Source organism: Ornithinibacillus bavariensis, assembly GCF_018333235.1.
GTDB lineage: Bacteria > Bacillota > Bacilli > Bacillales > Amphibacillaceae > Ornithinibacillus > Ornithinibacillus bavariensis.
This window is the reverse complement of sequence record NZ_BORP01000003.1, coordinates 1-22604: the sequence shown is the minus strand read 5'-3', so window position 1 is coordinate 22604 and position 22604 is coordinate 1. Positions and strand designations below refer to the sequence as shown.

Here is a 22604-nt window from a genome sequence, read left to right as displayed (position 1 = left end):
TATCATTAAATGACGGTTAATTTGCCACGGTGCTTTATGGTCTTATGAAGTTAGACTACATTAAGTCATTTATATAGACTTTTTGGCAGATAGGAAAGTATAAGGAATTTCCACTGTATAATAAAATCTAACACAAATGTACTCGTCGTACCTATATAGAATACTCCTTAGAAAACTACAAGTAGTACTTCCAGGAAATTTACAATGTAATACAAGTAGTTGCTGAGCAATAAGGGTGGACGAATGCGTTTATTCAAAATACATTCCGGTGGAGCTGTCCATAATTATAGGGCTTTTCCCTTGTAACAAAAAGGACAACCTCTTTTCCGCTTTTAGCTTTTGAAAAATGAAGAAATAATTCCATTTCTTAAATTGTAAAAAGTATTCATTAATCAAACACTAAAGATAAAAAGAATGGATAAAATACTAAATAAGTTCATGTTTTTACGGAAAAAGCATCACGGCAAGTATAAGCGCTAATACAAAATAATTTGCAAAAAGGAGAAAAAGAGAGCGTGACAACATTCAATGAATTAGGTATTTCAAGCCCGATAATGAAGTCGTTAGAACGAATGGGGTTTGAAGAAGCAACACCTATCCAAGCACAAACTATTCCACTAGCAATGGAAGGAAATGATGTGATTGGACAGGCACAAACTGGTACTGGGAAAACTGCAGCATTTGGAATCCCAATGATAGAAAGAATTGATACAAAACTAAGAAAGGTTCAGAGCCTTGTAGTAGCACCTACAAGAGAATTGGCTATTCAGGTGGCTGAAGAGCTGAATCGCTTAGGTAAAAATAAAGGTGTTCGAGTCCTGCCTGTTTATGGGGGACAACACATGGACCGGCAAATTCGTTCTCTAAAAGACGGTCCCCACATAGTAGTGGCAACACCAGGAAGATTATTGGACCATTTTAGAAGAAGAACAGTAAGAACCGATTTAGTCCAAACGATTGTTTTAGATGAAGCCGACGAAATGCTTAATATGGGCTTTATCGATGATATTCGTGAGATTCTTAAACAGGTTCCGGCAGAAAGACAAACCCTACTGTTCTCTGCAACTATGCCTAAAGAAATTCGTGAAATAGCAACAACGATGATGAAGGATCCGAAGGAAGTTAAAGTTAAAGCGAAGGAAATGACTGTTGAAAATATTGAACAGCATTTTGTGGAAGTTCCTGAAAAATATAAGTTTGATACACTAACTAACCTATTAGATATGCAAAATCCAGATCTTGCAATCGTGTTTAGCAGAACGAAAAAACGTGTCGATGAAATTACGGAAGGATTGCAGGCAAGAGGCTTTCGTGCAGAGGGTATTCATGGTGATTTAACACAAGGTAAACGGATGTCCGTACTAAATAAATTTAAAAATGGACGTGTTGATGTACTGGTAGCGACAGATGTTGCGGCAAGAGGGCTTGATATTTCTGGTGTTACTCATGTGTATAATTTCGATATTCCACAGGACCCAGAAAGCTATGTCCATCGCATTGGTCGTACTGGTCGTGCAGGTCGTACAGGAGAAGCCATTTCCTTTATAACACCAAGAGAGATAGCCCATCTACGCCTCATTGAAAAAATTACGAGAAGTAAAATGAAGCGGATGGTTCCTCCAACTAATAAGGAAGCTCGCCGTGGTCAACAGCAGATTACGGTTGAAAAAATGCTAAAGACAATTGAAAGCAATGATTTAGAGGCTTATCACGAAACAGCTAATCAGCTACTTGACGAGCATGATTCTGTTACGCTAATAGCAGCAGCATTAAAGTTACTGACCAAAGAAAGAAGAGATGTGCCAGTACAAATTTCATCTGTTGCGCCGATAAGTATTAAGAAGGCAGAAAAAGAAAAATCTAGAGGAAACAACAAGCGATTCTATGGAAAACGAAACCAGAGCAGCGGTCGTAATCAATCTGGGAGAAACCAAGGTGGTCGCAACCGAAAGGGAAATTTCCAAAAACGGAGAAATCGTGACTTTTAGATATTAACACCTAAAGAAAGCTCCTAAAAGCGGGAGCTTTTTCCTTAGGTAAGGGGGAGAGATTGTGAGAAAACCACCAGAACATACCATTTCAAAAGATGCTATAAAAGCATGGAAAATCACTGCAATTTTGTATGAAGCGATAGCATGGGTCCTAACTATCGTAGGGTTTATTTTATTTATTACGATTGATTTTCCATTGTGGATTGTTTTAATTGTTGCTGTATTAACGGCTATAAGTACATATTTTTCTATTTTTATGCTGCCTAAATTACGTTGGAGAAGGTGGCGTTATGAAGTTTTTGAACAGGAAATATATATTCAGCATGGTATTTTAGTAGTTTCAAGAACGTTAATACCGATGATTCGAGTACAGCATGTGGAAACACAGCAAGGTCCAATCCTTAAAAAATTCGGATTAGCAAGTGTGTCGATATCGACAGCGGCGACAACGCATGAAATTCCCGCATTGTCCAATGAAATAGCCTCTGATTTAAGGGACAAAATATCAGCACTAGCTAAGGTGGATGAAGATGATGTCTAAGCCTAAGCGACTACATCCCGCTGCTGTGATTTTACACATTGTGATAGGAATTAGGAATTCTCTATTTTTTTTCATTCTTCTGTTTGTAACGTTATTTGATGATAAGTTACTATATGCCTTTTTAGCGATGTTAGCCTTGTTATTGTTAATCATTATTACTAGTGTATTAACTTGGCAACGGTTTACATACCGTGTGGAAGAGGACGAGCTTCGATTAGAATATGGGATTATCATTCGAAAAAAGCGGTTTATTTCTAAGCATAGAATTCAATCCATCGATTTAACCCAAAATATTCTCCATCGAATATTCAAACTAACGAAAGTAGAAATTGAGACCGCTGGAACAGGGGCAGAGGCGGAGGCATCCTTAATTTGTGTAACGCTAACAGAAGGTGAGGCGCTAAGAGCGGAACTAAAATCCATTTCTTCTAGAGAACAACATGAAAATGAAATAGAAGAAGAAGCGTATTTAGCGCAAACCATTACTAGAAAACAATTATTACTAGCAGGGGCTACATCTGGTAGTATTGGAGTCCTTTTGGCTATTGCGGGGTTTGCATTTTCTGAAATAGAGCGATTTATTCCATCTAACTTTTATGACGATGCATATCGATGGATAATTGGCCTAGGATTGTTAATAATGGTTTTGTTTATAGTCGGCACATTATTGCTGTTATGGTTGTTGGGTATTATAGGCACGATGATTAAATATTGGAATTTTACCATAACAAAGGTTGATGAGGATATTGTCATAACTAGGGGTCTTCTAGAAAAAAAGCAAATTACTATACCTTTAAAACGAATACAAGCTGTTGGTTATGCAGAAAGTGTTATTCGACAACCCTTTGGATATGCTACAGTAATTGCAGAAATAGCAGGCGGATCCAATGAAAAAGGGGAAGATTTCTCCACGGTGCTATTCCCTATTATGAAGGTAGAAGAGGTAGAGGCATTTTTAGAGAAGTTTTTACCGATGTATGTCAACAAGCAGAATAATATGCAATCATTGCCAAAACGAGCAAGAAAGTATTATATAATTCGAATGACAATCCCAGCATTGCTATTACTTGGAGTTGTATTCTTTGTATTTCCACATCTTAGCTGGATTCCGTTAATACTTCTTGCGGTTTGTGTGGGATTGAGTTTGTTGCAACATAAGGACGCTGGTTATTTAATAAATGGTCAAAAATTACTTATTCGCTACCGCAATATTAATAAAGTGACCATGGTGCTACATCATAAGCGAATACAAGCATTCAATAAAAAACAAAATTGGTTCCATAGGAAGGAAAATCTTGCTAGATTAAAATTATCCATAATCGGTAAAATGGGACTAGGAAAACATTATACGATTAAAGAGTTAGATGTGACTGATGTAGACGATTTGTCAGATTGGTATTCATATAGAAAGAAGGGCTGAATGTAAGTTCAGCCCTTCTTCTAATTAAGTCGGCTATTATCGGGTTAAATGTCTGAAAAAAAGAGGATTGGATTGGTCAACACACGAACGCCACTGATCTATTCTATTTAGTTTTTAAAAGAAATTCTGTACGATAAAGATTATTAGAACAATAATAAAGAAAATGAAAAAAGGATTTAGTCTTAGCCTCTGGAAGAAGTTTTTTTTCTTCCAGCGGTTAGGATTAAATTGTATATCTTTCGGACCGTTGGAATGAGGGTTCTTCCATGGGTTAAATGGTCTTGCTTTTGTTAGTAAAAGAGGGGCAATTACAAACCCAGAGACAAAGCCTAAAACATGGCCATATTCATTAATACCAGGTCTGATAAAGGTCATGATTAGACCAATAATAAAGATAATAACAATAATTTGTGCGCTTTGAGCATCAATTAAATGCTTGCGAAATACGACCATAAATACATAGATACCAAATAATCCGTATATGGCACCAGAAGTACCAACATGAGCAAATCCTAGATCTGGATTTAGAAGGAATGTAGCAATATTTGCTAAGACTCCTGCTCCAAGATAGGCTAGGATAAATTTTAGTCTGCCTAACATTTGCTCAAGGGCTGGTCCAAATAAAATGAGAGAAAATGAATTAAATAGCATATGTGTAAACCCACCATGTAGAAAAATAGGGGTTAGAAAACGCCAATATTCACCGTTTTGGATATCGAAATGACTCCCAACACCTAAATCATAAAGACGGTCAAAGAAAGTAATTGGTAATAGACCTAATATCCATATACTGATATTAATGATGACTAAGGTGGAAATAATAGGGTAGGATTGGATAAATTCTTTTACACTTTTTTCCGTTCGTAGAAACATGCTATCCCTTCTTTCAAAATGGGTTTGTTTACTAATTTCTTTTGGCTATGATAATAGTATGTACAATATTAGATTACTATAATAATAAATGAAGTGATATTAAAATGTAGATTGATTTAGTTAGCGAGGGGTACGACAATGATAAAAGGCATTGGGATTGATATTATAGAAATAAATAGAATTCGAAAAAGTATAGAGAATGAGCGTTTTCTTGAGCGGGTGTTGACGACAAATGAAAGAATGTATTTAAAGGGGCTTCAGGGAGAAGCTAGAAAAGCAGAATTTGTTGCAGGGAGATTTGCTGCTAAAGAGGCGTTTGCCAAGGCGATGGGAACTGGTATTGGAAAGTTAAGCTTTCAAGACATAGAGGTTGTGAATGATGAAAGAGGAAAGCCTATGTTGTCTGTATCTTTACCAGATAAGATGAATATTTTTGTTTCCATTTCACATAGTAAGGAATATGCAGTAGCACAGGTTGTTTTAGAAGGATAAATTAATAGTTTAACGGATATCATCTGCATAATTGCTAAGGTTGTCTCATATATTTTAGTGCGGGCAGGAGGGAACAAGCTATTTAAACACCGCATAAGAAATATACGAAATTGACCATTAAACCATAGGTGCAACCGAGGGCAATTTAGGAGTGGAAAAGAATATTCAAAGCGTAATCCGAAAAATCATTGAAAGGGTGGAATATGGAGGATGTTCGTGTTGTAAGTAGCTGGAGAAATGGTCAGCTCGTACTTTCTTAGGTGAAATGTTCCCTTTGTATAAATCGTAAAAGCTTAACTGTTAGGCTTGGTAAATTTAGACAAGGGAGATATGTCCATGATAAAAAAATCACGTATATGGATGATATTCGTATTTGGCATTATGTTGGTCCTAGCTGCATGTGGTGAGAAGTCACAAGAGGATGTCGTGAAAAAGCTTGGTGAAAGTGTAAATGGATTAACAGGTTATAAAACGAATGTTGAAATGAAAATGACAACTGGACAAGAGGAACAAGTATTTAAAATTGATGTCTGGCATAAGAAAAAGGACTTTTATCGAGTGGCTCTTTCTAGTAATAAAGAGGACAAGGGTGGCCAAGTAATTCTTAAAAATATGGATGGTGTATTTGTCTTAACACCGGAGCTAAAGAAAAGCTTCAAATTTCAATCAGATTGGCCGAACAATAGTAGCCAGCCATATCTATATCAATCCTTAGTAGAAGATATTAAGAATGATAAAGGGGCTGAATTTACTACAGATGACAAGTACTATATTTTTAAAACAAAAACTAATTACCAAAGTAACAACAACCTACCACATCAAGTGATATATATTGATAAGGAAAGCTATACACCTGTCATGGTAAAAGTATTAAACACAGATGATAAAACTGCTGTGGAGGTTAAGTTTACTAGCTTTAAGATAAACCCTACCTTAAAAGATGGGGATTTTGCAATCGATCAAAATATGGCAAAGGTAAGCGAAGAGGAAGATGTTCCAACATCGGGAGCTGGAATGCCTGAGGATTTGCGGGTGATGATTCCAGTTAACACAGTTGGTGCAGAGTTAGCAGATCGTGTTGAAGTAAAATTAGCAGATGGGAAGCGTGTTATTTCCACTTTTACTGGAGATCGAAATTTCACTCTAGTTCAAGAGAAGCGTAATGCTGTTGAGACCTTATCCTCTCCAGTTGAAGTGGATGGTGATATTGTAAACCTAGGATTTGCTGTAGGGGTACTCTCTGAGAATGCTGTAGAGTGGGATTATGATGGGATGAGCTTTTATTTAGCAAGTGACCAGTTGACACGAGAAGAACTAATTGAAGTTGCGCAATCTGTTCAAGGTCAAGAAGTAAAGTAAAAAAAGTAAAAGTTGGCAGGCTCCATGTTAAGGGTCTGCTTTTTATTTTTGATATAATAGGATTATGTGAAAATCGAAGGGAGTAATTACTTGTGGTAGAGAAAATGTACCGTGATACTTGGGCTGAAATAAATCTTGATGCAATAGCGTATAATATTACGCAAATAAAGGAAAAACTACCGCAAGATAGTAACGTTATAGCTGTTGTGAAGGCAAACGCATATGGACATGGGATTGTCCCAGTGGCCAAAAAAGCATTAGAATCTGGTGCGAGCGGACTCGCAGTTGCCATACTAGAGGAAGCGTTGACTTTAAGAGAAGCCGCAATTACTGCACCTATACTTGTCTTGGGGTTTGTTCCTGCCAAATATGCGAGTGTAGCAGCAGAACATAATATAACCTTAACATTCTTTCAATTGGATTGGATTAAAGAAGTAGGGAAACAAGATTTAATAAATCCTTTAAAGCTCCATCTAAAAGTAGATACGGGGATGGGCCGTATTGGAATACGTTCAGATGAAGAAATGGTAAGTATTTTACAGGAAATAGCTAAGAATAAGAATATACACTTATCTGGTATTTTTACACATTTTGCGACGGCAGATGCGGAGGATCTTTCTTTCTATCGGGAACAGACGGAGAGGTTCGAAGCATTCCTGCATGTATTTAAAAAGTTCTGGAAGAAGCCAGTTATGATTCATATAGGAAATAGTGCTGCGGCAATAAGATTTCCAGAAAAGATGTATAATTGTGTGCGTTTTGGCATATCCATGTATGGGTTGTATCCATCTCAGGAAGTGAGGGAAGAACATGCTATCCAGCTGAAGCAAGCTTTTTCACTTCATAGTAGACTAGTTCACGTGAAAAAAATTGCCAAGGGTGAATCGGTTAGCTATGGGCAAACCTATATTGCTAAAAATGATGAGTGGATAGGGACAATTCCCATTGGCTATGGCGATGGCTGGAATAGAAAACTACAGGGAATGAACGTTTTAGTAAATGGTAAGAGAATGCCAATTATCGGAAGAATTTGCATGGATCAAACGATGATAAAGCTAGATGGATATTATGATGTAGGGACAAAAGTAACGCTAATTGGTTCAGAGGGTAATGATTGTATCGAGATGGATGAAATCGCACGCTATTTAGATACGATAACCTATGAAATACCTTGTATGATAAACGAACGAATACCGAGGGTCTACGTGGATTCAAATTGAAGCTAACGTAAGATTTCTTAAGACAAGGACTATAAGCCTATAAATTCTTAAAGAAGCCTTTGCAATTAGAGCAATACAATGATATTATTAGATTTGATTAAAATAGAAAATGGACGTTCAGGCGGTTGGCGGAGGTGCTTGGTTTTGTCGGAGAGTTTACAAGAAGTAATGGTACGACTACCTAAAACCCTACTAAACGAGGTGGATGGATTAGTGAAAAAAGAGAATCGAGATTTAAGTGACATCATCAGTCAGGCAACTAGAGCATATCTAGAAGCTAAGAAAGAAGAATACATCCAAAATTTTTATAAATCCATGCAAAAAGGCTATCAGGAAATGGCAAGAATCAATCTCTCTATTGCTTCAGAGGCTTTTCAAGCTGAAGAGGAGGCAGAAATAACTTTAGAGCGCTCTGTGATCGGGGTGTAGATTTTGATTGTACAGAGAGGCGAAGTTTATTTCGCTGACTTATCCCCTGTAGTTGGATCGGAACAAGGGGGCGTTCGTCCTGTATTGATCCTCCAAAATGATATTGGAAATCGATTTAGCCCAACTGTAATAGTTGCTGCAATTACAGCCCAAATTCAAAAAGCAAAATTACCTACGCATGTAGAGATAGATGCCAAACGATATGGGTTTGATCGAGATTCTGTTATTTTGTTAGAACAGATTCGAACACTGGATAAACAGCGACTAACAGATAAAATAACCAAATTAGATCATGAAATGATGCAGAAAATAAATCATGCATTGGAAATAAGTCTTGGGCTTAAGGACATGTATGGACAATAATGACTCATAGTTAGATATTTATAACTATGAGTTTTTTTATGTTTTGGTGATTAAAAAACATAATTATAAGTTACTCTAGGCGAGGGCAATCATTAAACAATCATTACAAAAGATATTTGCAATAATCATCACATCATGTGAAAATATTTATAATATTTATTTTATTGGGGGTATGTACGGGGATGAACAGGGATCTGAGAAATATTGCCATTGAGAATAGTGATGATATTATCCATGAATGGTTAAAGGAAATAAATTTATTAAAAAATGTAAATTACACGATGGATATCTCTGATAAATTATATGAAAGCAATAATAAGGAATTTGTTAATGTAATATTTAGTAGTATTAGAGAAAATGGTTCGACTATGGTAGTAGAGGAATTTTCAAAGAAAATCATCCATCTTGGCTGGCCACTGAGCTATATTACGGATGGATTATTAGTTTTTCGTAAAGTGACGTTAAATACTATTTTAAATAAATTGGAAGAAGTTGATCCAGCGTTTATAGCAAGTGTATTGAGTAATGTTGATTCATGGGTAGAGCCTATCATTAGACATTTAGTTAATGAATATTCAGTTAGCTGGGAACATATCGTGTCCCTACAACGAATTGCCTTACAAGAATTATCTGCTCCATTAATTCCAGTAATGGATAACATCACCATCATGCCTTTAATTGGTACGATTGATACAGAACGTGCCAAATTTATCATGGAAAATTTGTTGGAAGGTGTTATGCGACATAATGCAGAAGTGGTACTTATTGATATAACGGGTGTACCAGTAGTAGATACCATGGTTGCACATCATTTATTTCAGGCTACCGAGGCGGTTCGTTTGTTAGGGGCTAAGTGTATATTAGTGGGGATACGTCCAGAGATTGCACAAACTATTGTCAATTTGGGGATTAATTTCTCACAACTTCCTACGAAAAGCACATTGAAGAAAGGCTTTATGCTTGCGCTTGAAATTACCAATAAGTCGATAGTGGAAATGGATAATAAATCCCAATATTTTAATGAAATTCTAGGGATTAGTAAGGAGGACTAAATTAGATGCGAATACCTATTTTAAAACTACATAATTATTTGTTAATATCAATTCAAACAGAATTAGACGATCATACGGCGATTCAATTCCAAGAAGATTTACTTGGTGAAATTCATAAAACAGAAGCAACTGGTGTAGTGATTGATTTAACATCAGTTGATGTGATTGATTCTTTTATTGCGAAGGTATTAGGAGATGTAGTGTCGATGTCAGACCTTATGGGGGCGAAAGTTGTCTTAACTGGAATTCAACCAGCGGTTGCGATGACCCTAATTGAATTGGGTATTCATTTACAGAATGTCCCTACCGCATTGGATTTAGAACAAGGCCTATTGAAATTACATCAGGAACTGGGGGAGTAATATGATGAATTCCCAATCCTGTGTAACCATTTTAAAAGAATGGGATATTGTTGCAGCACGTCAAATGGGACGCGAGATTGCCAAAAATATAGGCTTTGGTACTGTCGATCAGGCACGTATTACGACAGCTATATCTGAACTTGCTCGAAATATTTATTTATATGCCGGGGAAGGAAAAATTTCTTTTAATATAGTGCAATCACTAGATACAAAAGGGATTTCCATTAAGGCAGAAGATAAGGGACCTGGGATCAAAGATTTAAGTCAAGTAATGGAAGACGGTTTCTCAACCTCTGGTGGATTAGGTGCAGGTTTGCCAGGTGTTAGAAGATTAATGGATGATTTTGATATTATATCCGAGGTGAATAAGGGAACAACCATTGTCACTGTCAAATGGCTTAGATAAGAACTGGGACTTATACGATACGCTTTATGAACTTCTAAAGAGGTTTGTTTATAGTCTAATGAGATTCCTAATAAAAATAGGAGAGTTCACTATGGATACAAGAGAAATAGATACACGGAATTATACAGCTTTATTAAAAAAATATATTGAAACACAAGACGAGCAGGCACTATATGGCGCAGAACAAATCTCTAAGTCTTTTATAAAAAAAAATATTTTGCCAGAGGAGTTTGTTAATCTACATATCCAGGCACTACTCGAAATTTACCCAGATTTACATGATAAAATTAAGCCTTCTATGCATTTTTTGTTAGAGGCAATGATTTCCTATGGGCTTGCACATCAGGAGTTTCAAAATCTTCGAGAAAAACAGCTAGCGATAAAATCAGAAATATTAGTAGCAGCGCGAATGCAAAAAATGCTACTACAGTCTAAAATACCTGAGACAGATGAATTGGATATCGGTGTAATAAGTGTGCCGGCCAATCAAATGAATGGAGATTACCATCATTTTGTGAAGGGGAAGGATGGTACAATTAGTATTACCATTGCGGATGTAATCGGAAAAGGCATTCCGGCTGCCCTTTCTATGTCTATGATAAAATATGCGATGGATAGTTTTCCGGAGAATATTATGACGACTGATACTGTTCTTGCAAGCATAAATCGTGTTGTAGAAAGAAATGTCGATCCAAGTATGTTCATTACGATGTTCTATGCGCAATATAAACCGGATACAGGAAAGTTGTACTATTCTTCGGCGGGGCACGAACCAGGCTTTTATTACAGCAGTAGGCTACAAAAATTTAAGGATATTGAATCAAAAGGATTGGTTCTCGGTGTCAATCCGGATGCTAGTTATGTCCAGGACGAACTGAATCTCGAAAAGGGTGACATTATTATACTTCTTACGGATGGAGTAACAGAATGTCGTAGGGATAACCAATTTATTGACAGAACTGAAGTGATTGATGTAATCAAAAAATATATTCATCTACCATCTCAGGAAGCTGTTAATCATGTATATCGCCATTTTGAACGCTTGCAAAATTTTCAGCTAAGGGATGATTTTACGCTGATTATGATAAAAAAACAGGTTTAGCTTAGGTTTGCAAGGGGTAAGGGATATACAAATGGATTAAAATAATACTATTTGATTTGGGGTAATGGAGGGTTAGTTATGAATCTACAAATTCAAATAGATGAAAAGAACAATGAATCGTTTGTTCATTTATCCGGTGAAATTGATGTTTATACAGCATCGGAGTTAAAAGAAGCATTACTCCCACTAACAATGAAAAAAGGACATTTACTAGAAATTAATTTAGAGAATGTGAGTTATATGGACTCAACGGGTCTGGGAATATTTATTAATGCGCTAAAATCTGCAAAAGAGCATGCTAGTAATCTAAAGCTAGTAAACTTGCAGGATAGGGTGCATCGTTTGTTTCAAATAACGGGATTAAATGAGGTAATGGATATTAACACTACGATTCGAGGTGTGGATGGATAAATGGAATCGTTTGATTTTATTGAAATGAGGTTTCCTGCAAAGCCAGAATATGTAGGTGTTATACGTTTGAGCCTGTCTGGTATAGCAAATCGAATGGGCTTCACATATGAAGATATTGAGGACTTGAAGATTTCAATTTCAGAAGCGGTGACGAACGTGGTTAACCATGCATATCGCGCTGAAGAGCAAGGTGAAGTAACGATTGGGTTTGGTGTATATGATAATCGTTTAGAAATAATGGTTGCAGATCGTGGAGGGAGCTTTGACTTACAAGATATAAAAGAAGATATTGGTCCCCAGGCTAACGAAGAATCAATTGAAAACCTTCGAGAAGGAGGTTTTGGATTATTTTTGATTAATGCTTTAATGGATAAGGTTGAAATAAAAAATGACTCTGGTGTTATTGTCCTCATGACAAAGTACCTTGAGAAACTAGGGGTGGGGTTAAATGACGACCACGTCTCAACCGGACAATAAAGGAAGAGATGAGGTTTACGAGTGGATTAAATATCTTCAAGAAAACCCTTCTGATGAAGTGACACAGCAGAAAATTATCCATACCTACCAAGATCTTGTTGAATCCATTGCCAGAAAATACTCTAAGAATAGTATGATTCATGAAGATTTAGTTCAAGTCGGAATGATAGGGCTTTTGGCAGCTATTAAACGCTTCGATGCCTCATTTGGTAAAACATTCGAATCCTTTGCAATCCCTACGATAGTCGGAGAAATAAAACGGTTTATTCGAGATAAAACATGGAGTGTTCACGTACCAAGAAGAATAAAGGAATTGGGTCCGAAAATTAAGAAAGCCGTTGACGAACTAACTACAATTAAGCAAACCTCACCGACAGTACAAGAAATTGCTGAGTATCTGGAGGTCTCTGAGGAAGAAATACTAGAGACGATGGAAATGAACAAGAGCTACAAGGCCATATCAGTAGATAAAAATATCGAAGGTACATCAGACGGTAGTACAGTTGCGATAATCGATATGATTGGGGCTAATGAATCAGGTTACACACAAATTGATTATAAAATGCTTATCGAGAAAGTACTACCTATTCTAACGGAACGTGAACAACAGATTATTAGGTATACTTATTTCGAGAATTTGAGTCAAAAAGAAACAGGTGAACGATTAGGAATTTCACAAATGCATGTTTCACGTTTACAGCGTAGGTCTTTAAAAAAACTCCGTGAAGCAATAAATTCAGATAGTGCGGAGGTATTGTAATAATTATGAACCGTATTAACGTATCAGTTTTTCAGCAAGCAAAGGACGGGAATTCTGAATGTGGAGATAGCTATTACTATCTAGAAACAAAACATGGATTTATTTGTGCGCTCGCAGATGGCTTAGGTAGTGGAGAATTTGCAAAAGAGTCATCCAAAATTGTCATAGATACCATTAAGGAAAATAACTCTGATTCTGTTGAACAAATCATAGTAAAGTGTAACGAGAAGCTACTTGGAAAGCGTGGCTCCGTCCTAGCATTATTAAAAATTAACTATGAGATGGAGAGCTACTCTATTTCATCTATCGGAAATGTAGGAGTAATGACTGTTACAGGTGAAAATGAAAAGAAACGCAGCATTCCAACTGCAGGTTACTTAGCTGGCTATCACACAAAAATTAAACTCATCCATGAACCACTTGAGGACGAGATGAATTTTATACTCTATACGGACGGAGTAACCAATAAAGATTTATCAGAAAGCTACTTTTTTGATAAAGATGTTGAAAGAATCACACAGACTTTCGAATTAAAAAGTAACCGCCCAAGAAAAGACGATACGACCTTAATTGCAATTCGATATGAGCATAAATAGGCTGGCAAAGTGCTAGTCTTATTTTTTTATCTATAGAATTGTGGTTGATTCAGAAGGACGTGGCTTTGATTAGAGGGGATAAACATCATTTTGTTTGAGGAGGGCTGGAGGAAGAGTGGGTATAAACATCATTTCAGTCCTAGTTAGGGATGTGAAATGAATCATAGAGCGGGAATAAGCATCATTTGGTCTTGCCTAGGGGCTTGAAATGAAGCATAGAGTAGGCATAAGCATCATTTCAATCTAGTTAGAGGTGCGAAATGAAGCGTAGAGCGGGTGTAAGCATCATTTGGCCAGACTCAGGGCTTGAAATGAAGCATAGAGCAGGAATAAGCATCATTTGAACCGAGTCAAGGGTTTAAAATGAATCATAGAGCGGGTGTAAGCATCATTTCAGTCCTAGTAAGGGATGTGAAATGACGCATAGAACGGGAATAAGCATCATTTCAGCCCTAGTAAGGGATGTAAAATGAAGCATAGATGAGGTATAAACATCATTTCAATCCAGTCAGAGGTGTGAAATGAAGCGTAGAGCAGGTATAAACATCATTTTGGTCCAAGTTGGGTGTACGAAATGAATCATAGAGAGGGTATAAACATCATTTCGAGCTATGTTTGAGGTTCGAAATGAAGCATAGTGCAGCTTGTTAGGTTATATTCTCGAATACCGTGCAATGAGAAGAACCTGGTAAGAACTACCTTACCAGGTTCTTCTCATTCAAAATAAGACCAGCGTCCGTTACTAATTAGCTTGAAATGCTTCATTAATATTCTTCTTATTCGTTGCTTTGAAGGAATAATACTGCACCAATCAAATATGTTACTAGTGGTAACCCGCATGTCAGGAAAAAGTAGTTTTAATTCTCGAGTGCTGCGAATAATCGCGTTTGACAATATTTCTCTCCCGCCACATTTATTACAGATACAATAATGTCCCTTTGCTACTAGGGAAAATGAATTACAATGATGGCAGCTTATACCTTTTCGAAGCTGATCATAATTATATTTTGGTAGTATTTGTCGTGGAGAGGTTTTCTGATGAAGAGCGATTAGTTTTTCTGCTAGTCTTTTGTTTTGAGCAGATAACTTTGATGGATTAGAATTTAACTTATTTAATAAGGTATTGATTTGAGATGGCAGGATGAATGGTTTGTCTGTGGGGGCATTAAATAAAGTGAACTCGGGATTGATAAAAACTACTGTTGCATTGATCGAGGAGCTAAAACCATGGCTTTGAAGCAATTGACGTAAGAGGGTCTCTGCACGTTCTGTTTGATGCTCGGGATTTGTTATTTTATAATCGGCATTTTTATAAAATTTGTCTTTATCGTAGGTGTATTCACCCTGATAATTTTTAATTTCGAAGAGCTCAATCGTATTAGGGAAAATAATCAGCGTATCAATTTGAAAAGTAGTGTTGTAGACAGTTAGGAGTAAATCTTTTATGATGAGGCATTCACTGTGGAGATGTTGATCCAGTACTCGATCGAATAATAACTCACCTTCATATCCCTTTTTTAGATTGAGGTAGTGATAATTTTCCTATTCTGAAAGATTACTTCGATAAGATAAACTATTAAGGATTTGCAACTCTCTTGAAGGGGTTCGTTTTTTAACTTCCATTTTGTTCCTCCCTATTTTTTAGGCTATTATATCATCAATCTAGTAAACTTCCTATTTTAATATTGTAAATTCATTAGGTAATACCACATATGATTCTGCCCCAATCGCGATTCAATTTAAGAGAATGTTTGTTGTTCTACACGTGATTTTGATAAAATAAGGGAGATGTAAAGGAGGAAGTACAGTGTCAGATAATTTAAAACAAGAATTATCCCAGTGGGTAGCAAAAGAAACCGCAGTTCATTCGAATATAGTTAACAAGGTTATTGCGTTATTGGATGAAGGAAATACAGTTCCATTTATTGCCCGTTACCGTAAAGAGGTAACAGGTGGACTGGATGAAGTGCAAATAAAGGCAATTCAGGATAAGTGGCAGTACGCTTATAATTTATCACAGCGAAAAGAAGAGGTAATCCGGTTAATAGATGAACAAGGAAAGCTTACACCGGAATTAGAAGACGAAATACGTAAAGCCACTCAGCTTCAACGGGTGGAGGATTTATATCGTCCATATAAACAAAAAAGAAGAACGAAAGCAACAATTGCAAAAGAAAAGGGTTTAGAGCCACTTGCAATAGAAATATGGAAGCAGAATCCGTTTGCTGTTTCTCAGGAAGCGGAAAAATATATATCAGAAGAGCATGAATTACTTACGGTGGAAGAAGTTCTTGCAGGAGCTAATGATATTATTGCAGAGTGGATTTCTGATGAAGCGGAATACCGTGAATATATTCGGAATGAGACCTTTAAGCGTGGGTTAATCCAATCAGAAGTCAAAAATAAAGAAAAAGATGAAAAAAGTGTTTATGAAATGTACTATGACTATAGTGAAGCCGTACGGTCAATTGTATCTCACCGAATACTGGCTCTCAATCGTGGTGAAAAAGAGGAGGTACTGAAGGTATCGATTAATCCTCCAGTTGAAACGATTATTACCTATTTAGAAAGGAAAATTATTCAACCGAAAGCTACTGAAGAGATTTCGGCAATATTGAAGGCCGCTATAGCAGATAGTTACAAACGTTTGATTGAACCTTCCATTGAACGGGAAATAAGAACAGGACTAACGGAAAAAGCAGAAGAACAAGCTATATCTGTTTTTGCTACAAACCTTAAGAATCTGCTATTACAGCCACCATTAAAAGGAAGAACTGTATTAGGGGTTGATCCTGCATATCGAACAGGCTGTAAATTAGCTGCTATCGACGAAACCGGTAAACTACTTCAAGTCGGTGTTATGTATCCTACAGCACCAAAAAATGATGTAGTTGGTGCGGAGAAGCTAGTATTAGAGTTTATTCGTAAATATTCCGTGGAATTAATCGCAATAGGAAATGGCACCGCATCTAGGGAAACGGAACAGTTTATCTCAGATGTTATCACTAAAAACAATCTAGATATTCCTTACATCATTGTTAATGAAGCGGGTGCGAGTGTGTATTCTGCTTCTGAATTAGCACGAGAAGAATTTCCAGAATTACATGTTGAAGAAAGAAGTGCTGCATCCATCGCACGTAGGGTTCAAGATCCATTAGCAGAGCTAGTAAAAATTGATCCTAAATCAATTGGCGTAGGTCAGTACCAACATGATGTTAGTCAAAAATCATTGAATGAATCATTATCATTTGTTGTGGAAACAGCGGTTAACCAAGTAGGGGTTAATGTTAACACGGCATCAAGATCATTGTTACAGTATGTTTCTGGTTTAAGCAAAACCGTAGCCGGGAATGTTGTGAAGATGCGAAATGAGAATGGTAAATTTACAAATCGTAATCAGCTTAAAAAAATTCCTCGCCTTGGAGCTAAGACGTACGAACAAGCGATTGGCTTTTTAAGAATAATTGATGGTGATAATCCACTTGACCGTACTCCTATTCATCCAGAAAGCTATAGTCATACTGAAAAATTGCTAAAAATGCTAGATTGTACGATTAATGATATAGGATCTGATAAATTAGGGGAAAAACTAGCAACACTTGATAAGAAGGAAACAGCTGTTCAATTGAATATTGGTGAACCAACCCTAGAAGATATTATTCAAGCTCTTAGTAAGCCGGAGAGAGATCCACGTGATGAATACCCGCAGCCTTTACTTAAGAAAAATGTATTGTCACTAGAAGACTTAAAGCCAGGAATGGAACTCCAAGGAACGGTAAGAAATGTAGTAGATTTTGGTGTGTTTGTTGATGTTGGAGTGAAACAAGATGGCTTAGTCCATATCTCTAAAATGTCTAATTCCTTTGTGAAGCATCCAATGGATATTGCCTCTGTTGGGGATGTTGTAACAGTTTGGGTTGAGAGTGTTGATTTAAATAAAGGTAGAGTAGCTTTATCTATGATTAAGGAATAAGCTAAAAAGCACTACGGAGTATTACCTCCGCAGTGCTTTTTATATGAGAAATTATTATTCTACATCACTAGCAGCTTCAACTTCACTCATAGAAATTCCAAGTGCATTTGCAACACCTTCACCATAAGCTGGGTCTGCTTTATAGCAATGATTAATATGTCTTAATTGAACCTCTTTCGTAGTACCTTCCATTGCACGAGCTGTATTTTCGAACAATCTTTGTTGTTCTTCAGCAGTCATTAAACGGAATAGGTTACCTGGTTGCTCGAAGTATTTATCATCATCTTTATCGAAATCATAATAATCTACATCTGCTCCAAGCTGTAATGCAGGCTCTTGATGTTCTTTGCTATCTTGCCATTCCCCGTAACTGTTAGGGCTGTAAGAAACTTGGTTTCCATGAGGAATTACGCGCATAGCACCATCACGATGGTATGGGTTAAAGTTCTTCGCATTTTTAGGGTAGTTAACTGGAATTTGCCAGTGGTTTACACCTAAACGATAGCGTTGTGTATCACCATATGAGAATAGACGACCTTGAAGCATTTTATCTGGTGAGAAACCAATGCCAGGAACAATATTAGTCGGAGCAAATGCTGCTTGCTCAACCTCTTCAAAATAGTTCTCAGGGTTACGGTTAAGCTCAAGCTCACCAACCTCGATAAGAGGGAAATCACCTTTAGGCCATACTTTTGTTAAATCAAATGGATTGTATGGTACTTGTTTCGCTTCTTCTTCTGTCATTACTTGAATGTAAAGCGTCCATTTAGGGAAGTCTCCATTTTCAATTGATTCATAAAGATCTCTTTGGTGGCTTTCGCGATCCTTACCAATTAAAGCTTCTGCTTCTTGGTCTGTTAGGTTTTTAATTCCTTGCTGTGTACGGAAGTGGAATTTTACCCATACGCGTTCGTTATCAGCATTAATTAAGCTGTAAGTATGACTTCCGAATAAATGCATATGTCTGTAAGTAGCAGGAATTCCACGGTCACTCATAACAATAGTTACTTGGTGAAGTGCTTCTGGTATACCAGTCCAGAAATCCCAGTTTGCTTGTGCACTATGCATGTTTGTTTTTGGATCACGTTTAACTACGTGGTTTAAATCAGGGAAGCGTTTAGGATCTCTGAAGAAGAATACAGGTGTGTTGTTACCAACTAAATCCCAGTTACCTTCCTCTGTATAGAATTTAAGTGCTGTACCACGAATGTCGCGTTCAGCATCAGCTGCTCCACGCTCACCAGCAACAGTAGAGAAACGTAAGAACATATCTGTTTTCTTACCTACTTCTGAGAACATAGCTGCTTTTGTATATTTCGTAATGTCATGAGTTACAGTAAAAGTTCCGTACGCACCAGAACCTTTTGCGTGCATACGACGCTCAGGAATAACTTCACGGTCAAAATGTGCAAGCTTCTCTAAGAACCAGAAGTCTTCCATTAATAGCGGACCTCTTGGACCTGCTGTTTTAACATCATCATCATTTGGTACTGGAGCTCCAAATGCAGTGGTCATTTTTTTCTTATTTTCACTCATTGAATATGTCCCTCCTGTTTTAATATACATAAAGTATAGTATCATAGTTATAGTGAGATTACTAAATAGGTAGTTTGATTAAAAAAATCCTATCTAAAGGATAAAGATATACTAGATTCTCCTCCTTTCGAAAGTAATTTAATCAATCACACTACTTATATTATAATGGATTAAACATAAAAATCAATTTTTAATTATAATTATTTTAAATAACATGGTAGAATGTTGGTCCATATGGGTAATTAGTAGGTATAGGGGTTGTAAAACAGTTAATGTCGAGGGTGATTTTCGCAAATGAAACTTTTAAATGAGAAAGAGCTGGAGGAATTAGTAAACCAACTATCGCTGCAATTCTTTAATAAACCCTTTGTTGATAGGGTAGTGTTTAATAGTCGTCTTCGTACTACTGGCGGGAGATATTTGCCAATGGAAAGACTTATTGAATTGAACCCAAAATATTTTTATGAAATGGAACACAGTGAATTTATAGGTATTATAAAGCATGAACTATGTCACTATCATTTACATATAGAAGGAAAAGGATATAAACATGGTGATAAAGAGTTTAAAATTCTATTAAAACAAACAGGTTCTCCAAGACACTGTAAACCACTTCCTTCTAATTTAAATCAAAAAAAGCATCAATACAAATGTCAACAATGTGGTCATATCTATAATAGAGTTAGAAAGGTTAATATAAGAAAGTTTCGTTGTGGGATTTGTAGGGGAGAGTTAAAGAGATTAACGAAATAAATCGCTTAAAGATAGAAAGATTAAGAAATTAAGGAAGTGATATAGCGATAAAAAGTTTAAAAATTTAGACCTAGAAAATAGATTGACGAAATGCCTTAAGCATGATAAATTATATAAAGTCTTAAGAAAAACTTGTTTCAGAGAAACGGATAAAGAATCATCTGAAGTTAAGTTAAAAAAATCTTGACATCAATTCTAATTTGTTGTATGATATTTTTCGTCACTGAAAAATTATTATTCCACAGTAGCTCAGTGGTAGAGCAACGAGCATTACTTCTACCGAATCCGCTACGAGTAACCCCGAAGCAATAGACATCTTTGCCTGAACTTGAAGATGCAGGGGTCAACATTATTGAATTAACACGCAATAACTCAGTTGATTATTAAATCTTAATTATTCCACAGTAGCTCAGTGGTAGAGCAATCGGCTGTTAACCGATCGGTCGTAGGTTCGAATCCTACCTGTGGAGCCAAATGGAGAAGTACTCAAGTGGCTGAAGAGGCGCCCCTGCTAAGGGTGTAGGTCGGGTAACCGGCGCGAGGGTTCAAATCCCTCCTTCTCCGCCATTCTGTTATGGCCCGTTGGTCAAGCGGTTAAGACACCGCCCTTTCACGGCGGTAACACGGGTTCGAATCCCGTACGGGTCATTTTTTTAAAAAAATTAAATAGCAAAGGTCCGGTAGTTCAGTTGGTTAGAATGCCTGCCTGTCACGCAGGAGGTCGCGGGTTCGAGTCCCGTCCGGACCGCCATTTAAATTTGTTGGGCTATAGCCAAGCGGTAAGGCAACGGGTTTTGGTCCCGTCATTCCTAGGTTCGAATCCTAGTAGCCCAGCCAATTTTTTGTTTGTGAGAAGATTAACAAACTATAAATGAGCCATTAGCTAGCCGTTATCATTTTTGAATGAGCAGCTATGTACAGGCTTGCGAGGAGCATTGCTACTTCGAGTTATCTTCAGCGACGAGCACTTTCGCTGGTAAACCTCCATGAACTATCATGTGAAATTAGTATCGCTAACAATCATGAGCCATTAGCTCAGTCGGTAGAGCAACGAGCATTACTTCCACCGAATCTGCTACGAGTAACCCCGAAGCATGTAACTTCTTTGGATATACTTGTAGATGCAGGGGTCATCTTGATGAACTATCATGTGAAATTAGTATCGCTAACAATCATGAGCCATTAGCTCAGTCGGTAGAGCATCTGACTTTTAATCAGAGGGTCGCAGGTTCGAATCCTGCATGGCTCACCATTAGATAATGCGGGTGTGGCGGAATTGGCAGACGCGCTAGACTTAGGATCTAGTATCTTCGGATGTGGGGGTTCGACTCCCTTCACCCGCACCAATTAATGTAATACGTTGTATTCTTTATGCGGTCGTGGCGGAATGGCAGACGCGCTAGGTTGAGGGCCTAGTGGGAGTTAATCCCGTGGAGGTTCAAGTCCTCTCGGCCGCACTTAGTTCCGGATAATTGGAACAAAAAACTCTTGCTTTAGTTTAGCTGATGTGTTATATTTAAATACGTCGCTTTTTGCGCCCGTAGCTCAATTGGATAGAGCGTTTGACTACGGATCAAAAGGTTAGGGGTTCGACTCCTCTCGGGCGCGCCATATGTCTCGGGAAGTAGCTCAGCTTGGTAGAGCACATGGTTTGGGACCATGGGGTCGCAGGTTCAAATCCTGTCTTCCCGACCAGTGCTAAAAAGTTGATACTTCAATAAGTAGATTAATATCTTGATTTTTATGCGGGTGTAGTTTAATGGTAAAACTCCAGCCTTCCAAGCTGATGTCGAGGGTTCGATTCCCTTCACCCGCTCCAATAATTATGGGCCTGTAGCTCAGCTGGTTAGAGCGCACGCCTGATAAGCGTGAGGTCGGTGGTTCGAGTCCACTCAGGCCCATCATCTAAAAAAGATGAAAAAAGTTATTGACATCATATTTACGATGTGATAAACTATAAAAGTTGTCGCAAACAAAAGACAATGAATTATTTGCTCCTTGAAAACTGAACAAAACAACCAGTATGTAAGGAAAAAACATACCCTGTTTTTTCTATTAATAATCTAAAAGCTAGCGTGCTTTTAGTAGCTAAGAATGTAATTGACTCGTTCAATTATGATAAACAAACTTTTTTTGGAGAGTTTGATCTTGGCTCAGGACGAACGCTGGCGGCGTGCCTAATACATGCAAGTCGAGCGCGTGAAACTAACGGATCCCTTCGGGGTGAAATTAGTGGATCGAGCGGCGGACGGGTGAGTAACACGTGGGCAACCTGCCTGTAAGACTGGGATAACTCGCGGAAACGCGAGCTAATACCGGATAATACTTTTTATCACATGGTAAGAAGATGAAAGGCGGCGCAAGCTGTCACTTACAGATGGGCCCGCGGCGCATTAGCTAGTTGGTGAGGTAACGGCTCACCAAGGCGACGATGCGTAGCCGACCTGAGAGGGTGATCGGCCACACTGGGACTGAGACACGGCCCAGA

At 37.5% G+C, this 22604-nt stretch carries 22 protein-coding genes, 12 tRNA genes, 1 rRNA gene and 1 pseudogene; 32 read left to right on the top strand and 4 right to left on the bottom strand.

All coding sequences use genetic code 11. The features are described from left to right. Window positions 1-515: 515 nt before the first annotated feature. The 3 genes from cshA (at window position 516) to KI338_RS08730 (ending at window position 3952) form a co-directional block, all read left to right on the top strand. Window positions 516-1988, top strand: coding sequence for a degradosome RNA helicase CshA (cshA, locus tag KI338_RS08740; protein ID WP_244853508.1), 1473 nt, complete (start codon window positions 516-518; stop codon window positions 1986-1988). Window positions 1989-2052: 64 nt separating this feature from the next. Then, a complete protein-coding gene (locus KI338_RS08735; RefSeq protein WP_212920633.1) occupies window positions 2053-2532 on the top strand; it encodes a PH domain-containing protein in 480 nt (159 codons plus the stop codon). Next, window positions 2522-3952, top strand: coding sequence for a PH domain-containing protein (locus tag KI338_RS08730; RefSeq protein WP_244853505.1), 1431 nt, complete (start codon window positions 2522-2524; stop codon window positions 3950-3952). The genes KI338_RS08735 and KI338_RS08730 overlap by 11 nt, the downstream gene beginning before the upstream one ends. Before the next feature lie 114 nt (window positions 3953-4066). On the opposite strand, the gene KI338_RS08725 is transcribed toward KI338_RS08730, so the two are convergent. Further along, a complete protein-coding gene (locus KI338_RS08725; protein WP_212920632.1) occupies window positions 4067-4825 on the bottom strand; it encodes a rhomboid family intramembrane serine protease in 759 nt (252 codons plus the stop codon). Between the two features lie 138 nt (window positions 4826-4963). Between KI338_RS08725 and acpS the strand changes: the two genes are divergently transcribed. From acpS to KI338_RS08660, 13 genes are all read left to right on the top strand, one after another. Next, window positions 4964-5317 (top strand): holo-ACP synthase, encoded by a 354-nt coding sequence (acpS, locus tag KI338_RS08720; protein WP_212920631.1) that lies wholly within the window; start codon window positions 4964-4966, stop codon window positions 5315-5317. Window positions 5318-5653: 336 nt separating this feature from the next. Beyond that, a complete protein-coding gene (locus KI338_RS08715) occupies window positions 5654-6676 on the top strand; it encodes a LolA family protein (protein ID WP_212920630.1) in 1023 nt (340 codons plus the stop codon). A gap of 92 nt (window positions 6677-6768) precedes the next feature. After that, on the top strand, window positions 6769-7896 hold the full coding sequence (alr, locus tag KI338_RS08710; RefSeq protein WP_212920629.1) for an alanine racemase: 1128 nt from the start codon (window positions 6769-6771) through the stop codon (window positions 7894-7896). Between the two features lie 144 nt (window positions 7897-8040). Continuing rightward, window positions 8041-8325 carry a CopG family ribbon-helix-helix protein gene (locus KI338_RS08705; protein ID WP_212920628.1) on the top strand — a complete coding sequence of 95 codons (285 nt, stop codon included), beginning with the start codon at window positions 8041-8043 and terminating at the stop codon, window positions 8323-8325. Window positions 8326-8328: 3 nt separating this feature from the next. After that, window positions 8329-8688 carry a type II toxin-antitoxin system PemK/MazF family toxin gene (locus tag KI338_RS08700; RefSeq protein ID WP_212920627.1) on the top strand — a complete coding sequence of 120 codons (360 nt, stop codon included), beginning with the start codon at window positions 8329-8331 and terminating at the stop codon, window positions 8686-8688. 182 nt (window positions 8689-8870) lie between these two features. Continuing rightward, window positions 8871-9740 (top strand): RsbT co-antagonist protein RsbRA, encoded by an 870-nt coding sequence (gene rsbRA / locus KI338_RS08695; RefSeq protein WP_212920626.1) that lies wholly within the window; start codon window positions 8871-8873, stop codon window positions 9738-9740. A 5-nt stretch (window positions 9741-9745) separates the two neighbouring features. Beyond that, window positions 9746-10102, top strand: coding sequence for an STAS domain-containing protein (locus KI338_RS08690; RefSeq protein WP_212920625.1), 357 nt, complete (start codon window positions 9746-9748; stop codon window positions 10100-10102). A 4-nt stretch (window positions 10103-10106) separates the two neighbouring features. Next, complete coding sequence (locus KI338_RS08685) at window positions 10107-10508, top strand: anti-sigma regulatory factor (protein WP_212920952.1); 402 nt, start codon at window positions 10107-10109, stop codon at window positions 10506-10508. A 91-nt stretch (window positions 10509-10599) separates the two neighbouring features. After that, a complete protein-coding gene (locus KI338_RS08680; RefSeq protein WP_212920624.1) occupies window positions 10600-11610 on the top strand; it encodes a PP2C family protein-serine/threonine phosphatase in 1011 nt (336 codons plus the stop codon). A gap of 78 nt (window positions 11611-11688) precedes the next feature. Beyond that, entirely contained in the window at window positions 11689-12021 is a 333-nt protein-coding gene (locus KI338_RS08675; protein WP_212920623.1) for an anti-sigma factor antagonist, read from the top strand. Further along, complete coding sequence (gene rsbW / locus KI338_RS08670) at window positions 12022-12498, top strand: anti-sigma B factor RsbW (RefSeq protein WP_212920622.1); 477 nt, start codon at window positions 12022-12024, stop codon at window positions 12496-12498. Beyond that, window positions 12470-13258 carry an RNA polymerase sigma factor SigB gene (sigB, locus tag KI338_RS08665; RefSeq protein WP_212920621.1) on the top strand — a complete coding sequence of 263 codons (789 nt, stop codon included), beginning with the start codon at window positions 12470-12472 and terminating at the stop codon, window positions 13256-13258. Before rsbW ends, sigB begins: the two co-directional genes overlap by 29 nt. 5 nt (window positions 13259-13263) lie before the next feature. Next, window positions 13264-13854: a PP2C family serine/threonine-protein phosphatase gene (locus tag KI338_RS08660; protein ID WP_212920620.1), complete on the top strand. Its 591-nt coding sequence runs from the start codon at window positions 13264-13266 to the stop codon at window positions 13852-13854. 714 nt (window positions 13855-14568) lie between these two features. Here KI338_RS08660 and KI338_RS17745 read toward each other — a convergent pair. Further along, complete coding sequence (locus KI338_RS17745) at window positions 14569-14748, bottom strand: hypothetical protein (protein ID WP_244853503.1); 180 nt, start codon at window positions 14746-14748, stop codon at window positions 14569-14571. Window positions 14749-15054: 306 nt separating this feature from the next. Continuing rightward, window positions 15055-15357, bottom strand: a pseudogene (locus KI338_RS17740) (nuclease-related domain-containing protein); the annotation flags it as partial. Between the two features lie 304 nt (window positions 15358-15661). Between KI338_RS17740 and KI338_RS08650 the strand changes: the two are divergent. Continuing rightward, on the top strand, window positions 15662-17827 hold the full coding sequence (locus KI338_RS08650; protein ID WP_212920619.1) for a Tex family protein: 2166 nt from the start codon (window positions 15662-15664) through the stop codon (window positions 17825-17827). A gap of 54 nt (window positions 17828-17881) precedes the next feature. Here the strand turns inward: KI338_RS08650 and KI338_RS08645 are convergent, their stop codons facing one another. After that, entirely contained in the window at window positions 17882-19363 is a 1482-nt protein-coding gene (locus KI338_RS08645; RefSeq protein WP_212920618.1) for a catalase, read from the bottom strand. A gap of 294 nt (window positions 19364-19657) precedes the next feature. Between KI338_RS08645 and KI338_RS08640 the strand changes: the two genes are divergently transcribed. The 15 genes from KI338_RS08640 to KI338_RS08570 form a co-directional block, all read left to right on the top strand. After that, window positions 19658-20116 carry a SprT family protein gene (locus tag KI338_RS08640; protein ID WP_212920617.1) on the top strand — a complete coding sequence of 153 codons (459 nt, stop codon included), beginning with the start codon at window positions 19658-19660 and terminating at the stop codon, window positions 20114-20116. A gap of 398 nt (window positions 20117-20514) precedes the next feature. After that, window positions 20515-20589: transfer RNA gene (locus KI338_RS08635), tRNA-Asn, on the top strand. A 3-nt stretch (window positions 20590-20592) separates the two neighbouring features. Next, a tRNA-Ser gene (locus KI338_RS08630) sits at window positions 20593-20683 on the top strand. A 9-nt stretch (window positions 20684-20692) separates the two neighbouring features. Further along, window positions 20693-20764: transfer RNA gene (locus KI338_RS08625), tRNA-Glu, on the top strand. A 26-nt stretch (window positions 20765-20790) separates the two neighbouring features. Continuing rightward, a tRNA-Asp gene (locus KI338_RS08620) sits at window positions 20791-20867 on the top strand. A gap of 11 nt (window positions 20868-20878) precedes the next feature. Further along, window positions 20879-20953, top strand: a tRNA-Gln gene (locus tag KI338_RS08615). Between the two features lie 76 nt (window positions 20954-21029). After that, window positions 21030-21302 carry a hypothetical protein gene (locus tag KI338_RS08610; protein ID WP_212920616.1) on the top strand — a complete coding sequence of 91 codons (273 nt, stop codon included), beginning with the start codon at window positions 21030-21032 and terminating at the stop codon, window positions 21300-21302. Next, window positions 21293-21368, top strand: a tRNA-Lys gene (locus KI338_RS08605). The genes KI338_RS08610 and KI338_RS08605 overlap by 10 nt, the downstream gene beginning before the upstream one ends. Before the next feature lie 9 nt (window positions 21369-21377). Next, window positions 21378-21462 (top strand) — tRNA-Leu (locus tag KI338_RS08600). A 27-nt stretch (window positions 21463-21489) separates the two neighbouring features. Then, window positions 21490-21573 (top strand) — tRNA-Leu (locus KI338_RS08595). Between the two features lie 77 nt (window positions 21574-21650). After that, window positions 21651-21727, top strand: a tRNA-Arg gene (locus tag KI338_RS08590). Window positions 21728-21734: 7 nt separating this feature from the next. Next, a tRNA-Pro gene (locus KI338_RS08585) sits at window positions 21735-21811 on the top strand. Window positions 21812-21861: 50 nt separating this feature from the next. Further along, window positions 21862-21935 (top strand) — tRNA-Gly (locus KI338_RS08580). Window positions 21936-21943: 8 nt separating this feature from the next. Further along, a tRNA-Ile gene (locus KI338_RS08575) sits at window positions 21944-22017 on the top strand. Window positions 22018-22246: 229 nt separating this feature from the next. After that, a 16S ribosomal RNA gene (locus KI338_RS08570) occupies window positions 22247-22604 on the top strand; the annotation flags it as partial.

Excerpts from the sequence above, each read along its gene's own strand:
- KI338_RS08730 (WP_244853505.1), top strand. The coding sequence starts at position 2,522 with ATGATGTCTAAGCCTAAGCGACTACATCCCGCTGCTGTGATTTTACAC.
- KI338_RS08725 (WP_212920632.1), bottom strand. The coding sequence starts at position 4,825 with ATGTTTCTACGAACGGAAAAAAGTGTAAAAGAATTTATCCAATCCTAC.
- acpS (WP_212920631.1), top strand. The coding sequence starts at position 4,964 with ATGATAAAAGGCATTGGGATTGATATTATAGAAATAAATAGAATTCGA.
- KI338_RS08715 (WP_212920630.1), top strand. The coding sequence starts at position 5,654 with ATGATAAAAAAATCACGTATATGGATGATATTCGTATTTGGCATTATG.
- rsbRA (WP_212920626.1), top strand. The coding sequence starts at position 8,871 with ATGAACAGGGATCTGAGAAATATTGCCATTGAGAATAGTGATGATATT.
- KI338_RS08690 (WP_212920625.1), top strand. The coding sequence starts at position 9,746 with ATGCGAATACCTATTTTAAAACTACATAATTATTTGTTAATATCAATT.
- KI338_RS08685 (WP_212920952.1), top strand. The coding sequence starts at position 10,107 with ATGAATTCCCAATCCTGTGTAACCATTTTAAAAGAATGGGATATTGTT.
- KI338_RS08680 (WP_212920624.1), top strand. The coding sequence starts at position 10,600 with ATGGATACAAGAGAAATAGATACACGGAATTATACAGCTTTATTAAAA.
- KI338_RS08675 (WP_212920623.1), top strand. The coding sequence starts at position 11,689 with ATGAATCTACAAATTCAAATAGATGAAAAGAACAATGAATCGTTTGTT.
- rsbW (WP_212920622.1), top strand. The coding sequence starts at position 12,022 with ATGGAATCGTTTGATTTTATTGAAATGAGGTTTCCTGCAAAGCCAGAA.
- sigB (WP_212920621.1), top strand. The coding sequence starts at position 12,470 with ATGACGACCACGTCTCAACCGGACAATAAAGGAAGAGATGAGGTTTAC.
- KI338_RS08660 (WP_212920620.1), top strand. The coding sequence starts at position 13,264 with ATGAACCGTATTAACGTATCAGTTTTTCAGCAAGCAAAGGACGGGAAT.
- KI338_RS08645 (WP_212920618.1), bottom strand. The coding sequence starts at position 19,363 with ATGAGTGAAAATAAGAAAAAAATGACCACTGCATTTGGAGCTCCAGTA.
- KI338_RS08640 (WP_212920617.1), top strand. The coding sequence starts at position 19,658 with ATGAAACTTTTAAATGAGAAAGAGCTGGAGGAATTAGTAAACCAACTA.
- KI338_RS08610 (WP_212920616.1), top strand. The coding sequence starts at position 21,030 with ATGTACAGGCTTGCGAGGAGCATTGCTACTTCGAGTTATCTTCAGCGA.